Annotated in this window: 14 protein-coding genes; 7 read left to right on the top strand and 7 right to left on the bottom strand. The window is 67.3% G+C overall.

What is annotated here, in order from left to right; translation table 11 throughout:
• Position 1: 1 nt before the first annotated feature.
• Genes ACFWAY_RS07965 through ACFWAY_RS07950 form a run of 4 tightly spaced genes read right to left on the bottom strand, consistent with a single transcriptional unit; the run spans position 2 to position 4209 of the window.
• Complete coding sequence (locus ACFWAY_RS07965) at positions 2 to 700, bottom strand: protein glxC (protein ID WP_378453821.1); 699 nt, start codon at positions 698 to 700, stop codon at positions 2 to 4.
• Entirely contained in the window at positions 688 to 1584 is an 897-nt protein-coding gene (locus ACFWAY_RS07960) for a glutamine amidotransferase family protein (protein ID WP_378453820.1), read from the bottom strand. Before ACFWAY_RS07960 ends, ACFWAY_RS07965 begins: the two co-directional genes overlap by 13 nt.
• 24 nt (positions 1585 to 1608) lie before the next feature.
• The gene (glnT, locus tag ACFWAY_RS07955) at positions 1609 to 2970 is read right to left on the bottom strand and encodes a type III glutamate--ammonia ligase (protein ID WP_378453819.1); all 1362 of its coding nucleotides are present in this window, start codon (positions 2968 to 2970) and stop codon (positions 1609 to 1611) included.
• Between the two features lie 45 nt (positions 2971 to 3015).
• Positions 3016 to 4209: an NAD(P)/FAD-dependent oxidoreductase gene (locus ACFWAY_RS07950; RefSeq protein ID WP_378510373.1), complete on the bottom strand. Its 1194-nt coding sequence runs from the start codon at positions 4207 to 4209 to the stop codon at positions 3016 to 3018.
• A 312-nt stretch (positions 4210 to 4521) separates the two neighbouring features.
• Here ACFWAY_RS07950 and ACFWAY_RS07945 point away from each other — a divergent pair, with 312 nt between their 5' ends.
• From ACFWAY_RS07945 to ACFWAY_RS07925, 5 genes are read left to right on the top strand one after another with little or no spacing between them, the layout of a single operon-like run.
• Positions 4522 to 4905: an ethanolamine utilization protein gene (locus tag ACFWAY_RS07945; RefSeq protein ID WP_378453817.1), complete on the top strand. Its 384-nt coding sequence runs from the start codon at positions 4522 to 4524 to the stop codon at positions 4903 to 4905.
• 18 nt (positions 4906 to 4923) lie between these two features.
• On the top strand, positions 4924 to 5451 hold the full coding sequence (locus ACFWAY_RS07940; protein ID WP_378510372.1) for a dimethylamine monooxygenase subunit DmmA family protein: 528 nt from the start codon (positions 4924 to 4926) through the stop codon (positions 5449 to 5451).
• A complete protein-coding gene (locus tag ACFWAY_RS07935) occupies positions 5448 to 6425 on the top strand; it encodes a PDR/VanB family oxidoreductase (RefSeq protein WP_378453815.1) in 978 nt (325 codons plus the stop codon). Before ACFWAY_RS07940 ends, ACFWAY_RS07935 begins: the two co-directional genes overlap by 4 nt.
• A complete protein-coding gene (locus ACFWAY_RS07930) occupies positions 6422 to 7420 on the top strand; it encodes a DUF3445 domain-containing protein (protein ID WP_378453814.1) in 999 nt (332 codons plus the stop codon). The genes ACFWAY_RS07935 and ACFWAY_RS07930 overlap by 4 nt, the downstream gene beginning before the upstream one ends.
• Positions 7417 to 7989, top strand: a complete 573-nt coding sequence (locus ACFWAY_RS07925; RefSeq protein WP_378453813.1) for a TetR/AcrR family transcriptional regulator — start codon at positions 7417 to 7419, stop codon at positions 7987 to 7989. The genes ACFWAY_RS07930 and ACFWAY_RS07925 overlap by 4 nt, the downstream gene beginning before the upstream one ends.
• Before the next feature lie 45 nt (positions 7990 to 8034).
• Here the strand turns inward: ACFWAY_RS07925 and ACFWAY_RS07920 are convergent, their stop codons facing one another.
• Positions 8035 to 8580, bottom strand: coding sequence for a HutD family protein (locus ACFWAY_RS07920; protein ID WP_378510371.1), 546 nt, complete (start codon positions 8578 to 8580; stop codon positions 8035 to 8037).
• Positions 8581 to 8782: 202 nt separating this feature from the next.
• On the opposite strand from ACFWAY_RS07920, the gene ACFWAY_RS07915 reads away from it, so the two are divergent.
• Entirely contained in the window at positions 8783 to 10135 is a 1353-nt protein-coding gene (locus tag ACFWAY_RS07915; RefSeq protein WP_378453811.1) for an ammonium transporter, read from the top strand.
• A gap of 70 nt (positions 10136 to 10205) precedes the next feature.
• Here ACFWAY_RS07915 and ACFWAY_RS07910 read toward each other — a convergent pair whose 3' ends face one another.
• Positions 10206 to 10802 carry a transcriptional regulator gene (locus ACFWAY_RS07910; protein WP_378510370.1) on the bottom strand — a complete coding sequence of 199 codons (597 nt, stop codon included), beginning with the start codon at positions 10800 to 10802 and terminating at the stop codon, positions 10206 to 10208.
• Positions 10803 to 10875: 73 nt separating this feature from the next.
• Positions 10876 to 11541, bottom strand: coding sequence for an XRE family transcriptional regulator (locus ACFWAY_RS07905; protein ID WP_005255983.1), 666 nt, complete (start codon positions 11539 to 11541; stop codon positions 10876 to 10878).
• Between the two features lie 170 nt (positions 11542 to 11711).
• Here ACFWAY_RS07905 and styD point away from each other — a divergent pair, with 170 nt between their 5' ends.
• Positions 11712 to 13199, top strand: a complete 1488-nt coding sequence (gene styD, locus ACFWAY_RS07900; RefSeq protein ID WP_378510369.1) for a phenylacetaldehyde dehydrogenase StyD — start codon at positions 11712 to 11714, stop codon at positions 13197 to 13199.
• Positions 13200 to 13216 lie beyond the last annotated feature (17 nt).

Here is a 13216-nt window from a genome sequence, read left to right as displayed (position 1 = left end):
CCTAGTACGCGCTGGCGTTGTCGACGTGGAAGTTGTAGAGCTTGCGGGCGGAGCCGTAGCGGGTGAACTCGGACGGGTCGGCGTCGAAGCCTGCCCGATCCAGCAGCTCCCGCAGTTCCGTCAGGTGCTCCTCGCGCATCTCCTTCTTGATGCAGTCGGCGCCGAGGGAGGCGACGGTGCCGCGCACGTAGATGCGGGCCTCGTACAGCGAGTCGCCGAGGGCCTCGCCGGCGTCGCCGAGGACGACGAGACGTCCGGCCTGACCCATGAACGCGGACATGTGGCCGATGTTGCCGCCGACGACGATGTCGACGCCCTTCATCGAGATGCCGCAACGGGCAGCGGCATTGCCGTCGATCACGAGGAGGCCGCCGTGGGCGGTGGCGCCCGCGGACTGCGACGCATCACCCTTGACGTGCACCGTCCCCGACATCATGTTCTCGGCGACCCCGACTCCGGCGTTGCCGGTGACGGTCACCGTCGCGTGCTGGTTCATGCCCGCGCAGTAGTAGCCGACGTGGCCGTCGATGGTGACGTCGATGCCGGAGTCGAGGCCGCAGGCCAGTGCGTGCGCGCCCTGCGGGCCGGTGACGGTGACGTTCCTCGGGGCTTCGGGCGAGGTGAGCCGCTCGTTGACGGCACGCGTACTCGACGTCTCGAGGTTCAGGACAGTCGCTTCGGTGGTGGCTACCGGTGCCATACGTACACCTCTTCCGGTTCGGGCTCGAAGATTCGGGCGTTGTCGACGCCGGGCAGGTTCGCCAGGGCGCGGTATTCGGAGGCCATCGCGACCCACTGGTCGGTCTCGGCGATGACGGCGGGCTTGCAGGAGATGGCGTCCCGGACCACGGCGAACGAGTCGGCCGTCGAGACGAGCAGGGTGTAGAAGCCGTCGAATGTCTCGTTCAGCATCAGCAGCGCCTTCTCCAGATCGACGCCCTCGGCGAGCTGCTTGGCGACGAATCGCGCACCGACCTCGGTGTCGTTGGCGCTGTCGAACACGACGCCGTCACGTTCGAGCTGATGCTTGATGCTCATGTGGTTCGAGAACGAGCCGTTGTGCACGAGGCACTGGTCGGGGCCGACGGAGAACGGGTGCGATCCCTCGGCGGTCACCGCGGACTCGGTGGCCATGCGGGTGTGGGCGACACCCTGCCATCCGCTCGCGGACGGCAGCCCGAACCGGTTCGCCAGATCGATGGGGTTTCCGACGCCCTTGAGGACGGTCAGGTCGTCGCCGAAGCCGATGACCCGCGCCGACGGCACCACGCTGCGCACGGCCGCTGCGAGATCTGCCGCGCCGACGACGCCGTGCAGGATCGTCGTCGGGTCCAGGTCGATTCCGGTGACGGTGGTATCGAGTGACGCCGACAGCGTTGCGGCGAGGTCCGCTGCGGGGATGGGGCAGTCGAGCAGCGAGACCGTGGACTCACCGACCGGGGACCAGGTCCGGTCGCCGTAAATTGCCATGCCGGCGGAATCGGGGCCGCGGTCGCACATCTGACCGAGCATGTCGGTGAGCAGGGCGCCGAGTTGTGGGTAGAGGGACGGCTCACGCAGGTGAAGTCCGACGATTCCACACATGGATGTCTCCTTTCGGGAGGTCGTTCAGAACGCTGTCAGGTAGTGGTCGAGCTCCCAGGGGGAGACGGTGTTGTGCCAGGCGAAGAACTCCTCGCGCTTGAGTTTCGCGAAATACTCGGCGACCCCGGGGCCCACGACGTCGAGGGCGCCCGTCACCACCGGATCCGATTCCAGGGCGTCCATCGCGTGCAGCAGCGTCATCGGCAGCATGTCGCTGGGGCTGTCGCCGGAGCCGGGTGCGCCGGGGTCGAGGTCCCGTTCGATGCCGTCCAGGCCTGCGGCGATAGCGGTGGCCGCGGCGAGATACGGGTTGGCCGAGCCGTCGCCGCCGCGCAGTTCCACCCGGTTCTTGTCCGGCACCCGGAGGTAGTGGGTGCGGTCGTTGCCGCCGTAGGTGGCGTACCGCGGCGACCAGGTGGCGCCGCTGCTCGTCGACGTGGCACCGGTGCGCTTGTACGAGTTGACGGTCGGGGCGATCACACCCTGCAGCGCGCACGCGTGCTCGAGGATTCCCGCGATGAACGCGTACGCCGTCCTCGACAGTCCCAGCCCCTTGGGGTCGTCGCCGTCCGGGAACACCGAACCGGCGTCGTTCCACAGCGACAGGTGCAGGTGCATGCCGGAACCGGTGCGGTCGGAGAACGGCTTGGGCATGAACGTCGCCTTCATGCCACGCTTCTCGGCGATCACCGACAGCAGGTACCGGGCGGTGATCACCCGGTCGGCGGTGGTCATGGCGTCGGCGTAGTCGAAGTTCTGCTCGAACTGCCCGTTGCCGTCCTCGTGGTCGTTGGCGTAGTTGCCCCACCCGAGCGTGTTCATGGCCGCGGACACCTCGGTCAGATGGTCGTACATCCGGGTGACGTCGCGGGCGTCGTAACACGGCTGACGACTGACGTCGGCGGTGTCCGCGGTGGTGAGGGCGCCGTCTCCGACGCGGTGGACGAGGAAGTACTCGATCTCCGCGCCGACGTTGACGGACAGGCCGAGGTCGGACGCCTTCTTCAGCGTCTCCTTCAGGATCACCCGCGGCGCATACGGCCAGGGCTTTCCCTCCACGTGCGGGTCGCAGTGCACGATCGCCAGTCCGGGCTTCACGAACGGGATCGGCGTGAACGACGAGACATCCGGTACGGCAACAAGATCGGAGTCCTTGGGCTCCTGCCCCATGTGCCCCGCCGCGTACCCGGCGAAACCCACGCCGTCGTCCTGAAGCTGCTCGACGGCCTCGATCGGGACCAGTTTGGCGCACGGCTTGCCGGACAGCGTCACGAACAGGGCGAGGATGAAGGTGGTTCCGGTGGCCCGGGCCACCTCGGACAAGGTCTGCGGTGGGGTTGTCACGATGTTCTGCGCGGTGAACGCGTCAGCAGTGTCGACAGCCATGGGTAGCTCCTGAACTGGTGGTCTACGGGTGAGGGGGTCTGTGGGTCAGCGCATCTCGCCGGCGCCCTCGTAGGGGTGCAGGCTGAAGAGGAGGTCGCCCTCCTCGAAGCGCGAGTAGCGGAAGTCGGACGGCTCGACGTTCGGGAGCGTGGTCTTGCCGTCGTCGAGGAGCATGTCGGCGACCAGGCGGCCGACCGCGGGCGAGATCTTGAAACCGTGACCGGAGAACCCGGTGGCCAGGAACAGTCCGTCGACGGGTGCGGGTCCGATGATGGGGTTGTAGTCGGGTGTCACGTCGTACGCGCCGACGTAGCTCGAGGTGATCCGCGGGTCGGGCATGTCGGGCAGACGGTTCCCGAGCTTGCCGATGTTCTTTTCGATGGTGCTGTCGTCTGCGCGGTTGCTGTACTTGTCGGGGTCGATGTACTCGGGCGCGGCATGGTCGCTGTTGCCGACGAGCAGTTCGCCGTTCGGCTCGCGGCAGATGTACTGCAGACCCGCGAGGTCCGACAGCACCGGCACCTCCGGAGTCGGAACACCCTGATCGATCAGGACGAGCTGCGCCCGTTGGGCTTTCACCGGGATGTCGACGCCGACACCGGCGCCGAGTTCGGGGGCCCACGGGCCGGTCGCGAGGATCACCTGCTCGGCATGCACTTCGTCGCCGTTCGCGAGCGACACCCCGTAGACGCGGCCGTCCGCGTTCTGCAGCAGCGACGCCACCGGAGTGCTCTGGCGGATCGTGACGCCCAGCTTGCGGGCCGACGCACCGAACGCCATTCCTGCCATGTACGCCTCACCGCGGCCACCGAGGGGCTCGTAGGCGAAGGCGGCGAAGTCGTCGAGGTGCAGTCCCGGCCACAGTTCGGCCATCTTGTCGTGGCCGATGTAGTCGACGTCGATACCGAGGCCCTGCATCATCGCGACGTTCGCCTTCAGCGGGTCGATGTTGTTCTCGGCGACACCGACGACGTATCCGCACTGACGGAACGCCATGTCGTCGCCGAAGATCTCGGTGGCCCTGGTGAAGATGTCGACGCCGTACCACGACATCGCTGCCAGCGACGGCGTCCCGTAGTGGCACCGGACCACGCCACTGGACTTGCCGGTCATGCCCGAGCACAAGGTGTCACGCTCGAGGACCAGGACGTCGGTCTCTCCGCGGTCCGCGAGCGACCAGGCGATGGCGAGACCTTCGAGTCCCCCACCGACGATCACGAACTTTGCTGTCTGTGTCACGTTGCTTCCTTCATTCGGCCGGATGGTCGGGCGCTGCGGCTTGGGTAACGGTTCGTTTCACCTCATGAATCGCTGTTGTTCACTATGAAACCGTTCTACTATGTCGACCGTGTTACGACAACGTTGTCGATGCATCACCAAATTCCGTCGCTCATACACTCTTTCGATGACAATTTCAGTTCTGATCTGCAGGTTTCCGGCACCGTCGAATTGCTTTACGTCATCGAAATACATCTTGTGGTTTCCTGTTGCTACTCCTCGTTTCATGCAGAGGAGTCGCAGACTCACTCACCACCCATTCAGGGAGAACCCATGACCACGACCGACAAGCCCACCGCCGTTCCGTTCCGCGTCACCGCCGGATTCCACGAGAACCTGCCGCAGATGCCGGCCTCGGAGTACCCGGGCACCAAGGGATACATCGACGACGTCTTCGCCAACCCGGACGGCTCGGAGATGTCGGCCGGCTACTTCGAACTCCAGCGCACCGACACCCCGCTCGACTACTACTACGCCTACGACGAGATGAAGGTCGTCCTCGAAGGAGAGTTCACCCTCGAGAACCTCGACACCGGCCAGGTCGAGGTGGCGAAGGCGAAGGACGCGATCTTCTTCCCCAAGGGCTCGCGCATCCGCTTCACCACCCCCGACCGCGCACTGGCCTACTTCGTCGGCCACCGTTCCTTCGCTCCCTGATCCGCGATGGCGGTATCGATGAGATCGACCAGCGTTCCGCGGTGGCGATCCGACTACTCGGCCGTCGACGACCTGGCAGCGGGCGCTCTCGTCACCCGCTACGCCCTCGTCGCGGACCGCTCGGTCAGCGCGCGGGTCGTCCGCGAACTGTCCGAGCGCGTGGCGCCCGTTCCCACACGCACGGTGGTCGTCGACGACGTGGGCGGATCCGGGCGCGGGACGCTCGACGAACTGCTGTCCGAGGCGCGCATCGGATGGCGGTTCGTCGTCGCCGGCCGGGAGCGCACGACGGGAGCAGTGCGCGCTCGGCTCATCTCCGCGGGCGCGTTGCCCGCCGAGATCGCCGCGGTGATCACCTCCCCGGACACCCAGGTCCACGACGTGTTCTGCGCGCATTGCCACACCACGTCGCCCTCCGTGCCGGTAGCCGTCGGCGGCCGGACACCGTGCGCGGGTTGTTCCGCCGAACTCACCGTCTACTACCACTACTCCCGGCGCCACAGCGCATACCTGGGATATCGAGCCGACTCGGAGGAACTGCCATGACCACGGCCCTCGAAACAGTTGCGGGCGAGCGTATTACCGGAGGGCTCACGCTGACGGTGCGCGAGGCACGGTTGCTGCGCCCGGGCATCCGGCACGTCGTCCTCGCGGACCCGGCGGGCCGCACCCTGCCGTCGTTCACCCCGGGCAGCCACATCGCCGTCAACTGGGCCGAGGGTCGGCACAATTCTTACTCGCTCACCGGCCCCTCGATCGAGCCGGACCACTACGCGATCTCGGTCCGGCTCGACGAGAACGGCCACGGCGGTTCGCGCTGGGTCCACGACCTCCAGCCGGATCAGCGGATTCGGGTGAGCCTTCCCCGGAGCGCATTCGCGCCCGTGCTCACTGCTCGGCACCACCTGCTGATCGCGGGCGGAATCGGCGTCACGCCGATCCTGTCGCACGTCCGGGCCGCCCTCGAGTGGGGTCGTTCGTTCGAAGTGATCTATTCCTACCGCGACCAGCTGGGAGCGCACGCCGACGAGCTGGCAGCGCTGTGCGGCGACCGGATGATCACGGTCTCCACGCCCGGAGAACTCGCGGACCGCCTCATCCCCACACTGGCGGACCAGCCACTCGGGACACATGTCTACACGTGCGGCCCTGCGCCGATGATCGCGGCGGTGGCCGACTGGGCCCGCGACTGCGGCTGGCCGCCGGGGCGCGTCCACTCGGAGGCGTTCGGGGCGGGCCCGCTGCCCGACGGGGCGCCCTTCGCCGCCACGCTCGGGCGCACCGGAATGATCGTGCCCGTGCCCTCGGGAACCAGCCTCCTCGAGGCGTTGATGGACAAGGGAATCAACGTCCCGAACCTCTGCCGGCAGGGTGTGTGCGGCGAATGCCGGCTGTCGGTGCGCGGCGGCGAGATCGAACACCGCGACCTGTTCCTCACCGACGAGGAGAAGGCCTCCGGAGATTCGATCATGCCGTGCGTATCACGTTCCGCAGGAGACCGATTGGAGCTCGATCTGTGACAACCACCGAATCGCGTGCCGACCACATCGCGCGCTTCCCCTTCCCCTTTCCCCGCGACCAGTACCGCTACAGCACCAACGTCGAGCCGGCCGCAAACCCCACCGGCACCGTGGCCGGCAGCTGGGGTGACACCCGCATCGCCATCGACGCCCACTACCACCGGGAACTCGCCGAACGCGAGCGAATCCTGTCCCAGGATCCGTCGCGGCACCAGTGCCTGCCCCACATGGTCCCCGCTGCCTGGGACGCGATGCTCACGCTGATGCGCACCCTCGCCGACGAATACCCCGACACCATGACCCTCGCACGACGCGAGGACCGGTGGTTCTGGAAGAACGACCTCCTCGGCATCGAGCACACCTTCGTGTTCGGCGACCTCGACACGTTGCCGACGCCACCACTGGTGTACATCTGCGACCAGATCCAGGAGGACGTCGTGCTCCTCGATCAGCGCGAGGGCGCACTGTGGGGCGACGCCGGACTGGTGACGTTCGCGGCGGACTGGTCCTTCGGATTCGACGTGGGCATGAGCTTCCTCGAAATCCACGGCCCCGTCCCGCGCGTCCACAGCGAGAAGATCATCACCCGCGCACACAACTTTCTGATGCGGCTCGAGCCCGGCCAGAGTTACCGGCGTACCAACTGGACGCTGACCGTCGACGGCAAACTCGACACGTCGACCGAGACCTACCCCGAGTGGGGGAAGGACCGGCGCACCCTCGCCGACGGTCCACTCGACGAGGTCGGGGACCGCCTGTTCCTGAGAACCGAAGTGCAGCATCTGATCCGGCTCGCCCACTCCGGCGCCGTCATGTTCCTGATCCGGTCGTATCTACTTCCGTTCCGCGACGTCGCGTCCGTTCCGGAATGGGGCGAACGGCTGTACCGGGTGCTCGAGGACCTTCCGGTGGACATGGCCGAATACAAGGGCATCAATCGCACCCGGGAACCCGGCATGAGATGGCTGCTGACCCATGGGAATGTGGAACTGTGACGCTGGCTGACGGGCGGCGGCGGGCAGTGCCCCAGAGCGATCAGCTTCTCGACCTCGTTCTCGCGACGGTCTCCGTGATCGCCCGCGACGGCCTGCGCGGGCTCACGACGCAGGCCGTCGCCCGGGAGGCCGGCGTCTCGGACGAGGCCGTCCTGCGCAGCGTCGGGTCGACGGACGCCCTCCTCGACGCCGCGCTCCGCTACGCGCTGGACAAGAGCGCGAGCGTCTTCGCCGACATCGCCGCCGGATCGTCGCTCGACCACTTCGTCGAGCACCTCACCGACCTCGTCGCCCGCGACCCCGACCTCCAGGTCTTCCAGTACGAGCTGATGCTCGAGTCCCGGCGGACCCCGCGCCTCGACCCGCACGTGAAACTGCTGTACGCCACGTACATCGAGGCCACCTCCCAGGCACTGACCCGGCTGGGCATCACCGCCGACGAAGACCTGACCCTGCTGGTGTACTCGGCGATCGAGGGATTCATCATGCACCAGCTCGTCGCGAAGGATCGCCCCGCGACGGAGCGCGCGATCGAGCGCCTGCGCCGAATCCTCTCGACCGCGAGGTAGCCCCGGCATGTGAGTGGCAAAGTGTGCCCCGGCACGCTTTGCCACTCACGTGCGGTCGAGGATCTCCGCCACCACGACCGACGCCGGTCCGTACAGGCACACCGAGCCCCGCTCGACGAGGAGGCAGTCGCCCGGGCCGGCGGGCCCGAGGTCCGTCGCCAGCCGCCCGCCGAGAATCAGGACGAGGACGGCCAGCCGGCCGCCGGCGTCCGCGTCGTGCGCCTCTCCGATGTCAAAGATATCCACGGAGGCCGCGGTGGTGGACCTGTGCACCATGACGTTGAACGCCTCGGTCGGACCGTCCGCCACACAGTCGGGGCCGCGCTCACCGGCGAAGGCCGTCGGACTCAGGCGCGGAATTTCGGTGGGAGCGCCACCGAAGTCGAGTGACACGGGATTCTCGCCGATCACCGTGAATATCCGATCCACGCCGGGAAACGGCGAGAACGTCGAACCCGCCTCGAGCGTCGCGACGCTGAAGCGCCAACGGGACGCGGCATCGGCAGCGATCTCGGCAGTGGTGCCCGCGCCGTTGGCCCACGGGACGGTCCGGCGCTCCGCGCGCCGAATGATGCGGGCCTCTGCGGTCACTGAATTCTCCTCACCTAGCAGGTTCACTGTGACGATACTCCGTCCACCACGATACGACTCAGGCGCACGCCGAGATCCGTTACGCAGTTGTCACGTGGCGAACCATTGCCGCAATCTGCAATTTGGTTCACTGACGCTAGACATTGATTCCCAACGGCGGACACCACGAGTGTCACGTCATCCTCGATCAAGGTGGACGACTATGAACGAAGCAGTCGCTGCGGCCGACACCGCCTGGATTTTGGCGGCCTTCACGGCAGTGAGCCTCATGGTGCCGGGCCTGGCCATGTTCTACGGCGGAATGGTCAGCGTGCGCAACACGCTCAACATGGCCATGATGACGTTCGGCGCGTTCGCCGTCGTCGGCGTGCTGTGGATCGTGTTCGGCTACTCCGCCGTGCTGGGTAACTCCCTCGGCGGTCTCGGCATCCTGGGCGACCCCCTCGAGTTCTTCGGCTCCAGCGCGCTGCTGGAGGCGCCGGCCGAACCCGGACTGCCGCCAGCGCTGGTCTCCGGATTCCAGCTGCTGTTCGCCGGCATCACCGTGGCACTCATCTCGGGTGCGCTGGCCGACCGGATGAAGTTCGGCGCCTGGATGCTGTTCGCCGGACTGTGGGCCACGTTCGTCTACTTTCCCGTCGCCCACTGGGTGTTCGCGTTCGACTCCGCGGACGGATCGGTGATCGGCGGGTGGATCGCCAACACCCTCGGCGCCATCGACTTCGCCGGTGGAACGGCTGTGCACATCAACGCCGGCGTCGCCGCTCTCGCCGTCGTCCTGGTTCTCGGGGCCCGCAAGACGTTCCCCGTCTCGCCCCGCCCGCACAGCCTTCCCCTGACCATGCTCGGCGCCGGCATCCTGCTCTTCGGTTGGTTCGGATTCAACGGCGGCTCGGCGCTGTCCGCCGGTAACAGCGCATCCGTCGTCATCCTCAACACCGTCGCCGCGGCGTGCGCCGGCATCTGCGCATGGCTGGCAGTCGAGAAACTGCGTGAAGGCCACGCGACGTCGCTGGGCGCCGCGTCGGGTCTGATCGCGGCACTGGTCGCCATCACGCCGGCCTGCGGCGCCGTCTCACCTCTCGGCGCACTCGTCGTCGGAGGCGCCGCCGGCGCGGTCTGCTGCTTCGCGGTGTCCTGGAAGTACCGGCTCGGCTACGACGACGCGCTCGACGTCGTCGGCGTGCACCTGGTCGGCGGCGTCCTCGGCACCGTTCTGATCGGTTTCCTCGCGGATCCGGCCGCTCCCAACGGCGCCGCGGGACTCTTCTACGGCGGCGGCGTCGACGTGCTGTGGCGCCAATGTGTTGCCGTGGCAACCGTTCTCGCCTACTGCTTCGTCGTCACGCTGGTGATCGCCGCGGCACTGAAGAAGTTCATGGGCATCCGCGCCGACCAGGAAAGCGAATACGACGGTCTCGACGTGTCCGTCCACGGCGAGACGGCCTACGTACTCGATGCCGTCGGCCTCACCGGCGCCTCCAAGCACGGCACCGACGCGGTGCTCGGCGCAGAAGCAATCACGACCAGGGCGGCGGACCCCGCCAAGGCCTGATCCCGGTCCCGGCACAGACAGTGGCCCTGCCCCGCAGCACTCCGCGGGGCAGGGCCACTGGTGTGCCCAGCTAGGTCAAGCTCTGGGCCAGACTCCGAAGCCTCTCGCTGTAGTTGTTCGGCTGAGCGGACAGGAACTGACTCAGCACGATCAGTTCGAATTCCTCCATTGCCGCCGAATCTGCAGTAATCGCGGCATGATTCGCGACTTCGTGCTCCAGAAGTTCGACCGCCTCCCGCCACCCGCGGATCGCGGGGCGTCCGAGTTCCATCTGCGGCTCGAATCTCAGCGGTTCACCGAGCGGGCTCCCGAGAATTTCCTGCAAGTGGTCCTCGAGACTCCGGCGCGCCAGTCGGATGATCAGCTGAGATTGCCCTTCGTGCCACTGCATGGTTGCGGGGCGTCCCGGCTGCAGAATGGACGCGACCGACATGGTCGAATCGAACTCTTCTGCGCCAGAGGTAATTCGGGCCGTACCCGACAGCGGAATCTGAACGACGTAGAAGTCGCCGAGATCGTCCGGGTTCCTCCGCGCATCGGTGCCGTAGTCGAAATAGTAGAGACCGATCGTGCCCGCGGTGGCCAGGTGAACCGGCTCGAGGCGGTCGAAGGGCAGCGCGGACTTGCCGTCGGACGCTATCTGAACTGTCGCTATCACCGTAACCACGACCTTTCGAACCACCCGCCACTCTACGCCCGGCGCAGGGTGCGGAGGAAGGCCGAAATCGCGGTTCCTGTCGTCAGTCCTCGTGGTGGTCGGGGTACGCCGTGACGGCGAGGAATCGGATGGGCAACCGCACGAGATCGTTGGGACCGTGCAGACCTTCACCGTCGAGAAGCAGCGAATCCCCTGGCCGCAGCGTGTACTCGGCCTCGCCGTGCCCGTAGACCATGACGCCCTCGAGCATGTAGAGCAGTTCGGTGCCGGCATGCTGGAACAGCGGAAACGTCTCGCTGGAGTCGGTGAGCGTGACCAGCACCGGTTCGAGTCGCTTGTGCTGCCCGCGCAGTGCGCCGAGAAGTTCGTAGTGGTGCCCCACCCGGGTGCCTCGCCCGACGATGACGGCACCGTGGCCCGCCTCGACGTACACGGCGTCACGGGCGGTGTCGGCGCCCCGGAACAGAGATGTCACGGGCACGTCGAGTCCGGCCGCCAGACGCGCCAGCGTCGACAGGCTGCAGGAGGTCTGCGAGTTCTCGATCTTGGACAGCATGGCCTTCGAGATCCCGACCTTGGCCGCCATGTCTCCGACGGAGAGTCCACTGGCTTTGCGGAGCGACCGGACCTGTCTGGCGATCACCTTCTCGAGATCGGGCCCGGTCGGCGTATCGGACGGCACCTCACGCTCGACGGGCGCGGGGTCTCCCGTGTCGCGGTGGACCTCGGTCTCGGGTCGAGTGGTCACGTCCGCATCGTAGCAGCGCCGTTTACTGTCAGGAAACCGCGACTCACTACGTCGGACGGCGAATCGGTGCGCATACGAGCAACAACCATGCGCATGCGTGCAAGACGACGCCGCGCCCGCGCCCGCATGCTTGTGACAGCCATCACAACACCACCGGGAGAGTTGACGCTATGACCGCAGTACACGAGAACGTCAGTGCCACAGGGCTTCCTGATGGAACCGCAACGCAGCTGTTCATCGGCGGACAGTGGCGCCCGGCGTCGGACGGCGGGACGTTCACGGATCTGAACCCGGCCACCGGAAAGCCGCTCGTCGACGTGTCCGCCGGAACGGGCCAGGACATCGATGACGCGGTCCGCGCCGCCCGCACCCAGCTGAACGGTGAATGGGGGTCGCTGCCCGGCGCCGCCCGCGGACGGATCCTGAACAAGGTCGCCGATCTCATCGAACGCGACAGTGAGATCCTGGCCCGGCTCGAGGCCCTCGACGTCGGCAAACCCGTCGGCCAGCCCACCATGCTCGACATCCCGATGGCCGCGGGCACGTTCCGGCACTTCGCCGGCTGGGCCGACAAGATCACCGGCCAGTCCATCCCGACCGCCGGCTACTTCGGGCAGCCCACCCACTCGTACACGGTCCGCGAACCGGTCGGCGTGATCGGCGCGATCGTCCCGTGGAACACCCCGCTGATGATCTCGGCGTGGAAGATCGCCCCCGCGCTCGCCGCCGGGAACACCCTGGTGGTCAAGCCGCCGGAGGACGCACCGCTGTCGATCCTGCACCTCGCGACGCTGCTGGAGGAGGCCGGACTGCCCGCAGGCACCGTCAACATCGTGCCCGGACTCGGCGAGGTCGCCGGCGACGCACTCGCCGGCCACCCCGGCGTCGACAAGATCAGCTTCACCGGCAGCCCCCGCGTCGGCCGGATCATCGCCAAGCGCGCCGCCGACACGTTCAAGCGCACCACCCTCGAACTCGGCGGCAAGTCCCCGCAGATCATCCTCCCCGACGCCGACCTCGAGGCCGCCATCAACGGCACGGCAATGGGACTGTTCTTCAACCAGGGCGAGGTCTGCGCCGCGGGCACCCGCATCCTCGTGCACCGGTCGCTGTACTCGCAGGTCGTCGACGGCCTCGCCGCCGCCGCCGCCGCGCAGGTCCTCGGCGACCCGTTCGATCCGGCCACCACGATGGGCGCCCTGGTCAACGCGAAGCAGCGCGACACCGTCCTCGGCTACATCGAGGCCGGACGCAGCGAAGGCGCACGGGTCGCCGCCGGCGGTGGCCGCCCGGACGGGGACGGGTTCTTCGTCCAGCCGACCATCTTCGCCGACGCGAACAACGACATGAAGATCGCGCGAGAAGAAATCTTCGGACCCGTCGGCACCGTCATCGCGTTCGACACCACCGACGAGGCGATCGCGATCGCCAACGCCACCGACTACGGCCTGGCCGCCACAATCTGGACGCGCGACGTGTCCCACGCCCACACCCTCGCAGGCAATGTCCGCGCCGGAGCGGTCGCGGTCAACGGCTGGGCACCGATCGACCCCGCCCTGCCCTGGGGCGGCATGAAGACCAGCGGCACCGGCCGCGAACTCGGCTGGGCCGGAATCGAAGCCAACACCGAGGAGAAGGTCGTCACGATCATCCTCTGACCCCCACCGCATCGACG

It is taken from the genome of Rhodococcus sp. NPDC059968 (genome assembly GCF_042738615.1).
Lineage (GTDB): Bacteria > Actinomycetota > Actinomycetes > Mycobacteriales > Mycobacteriaceae > Rhodococcus_F.
This window is presented reverse-complemented; position numbering and strand designations above follow the sequence as displayed.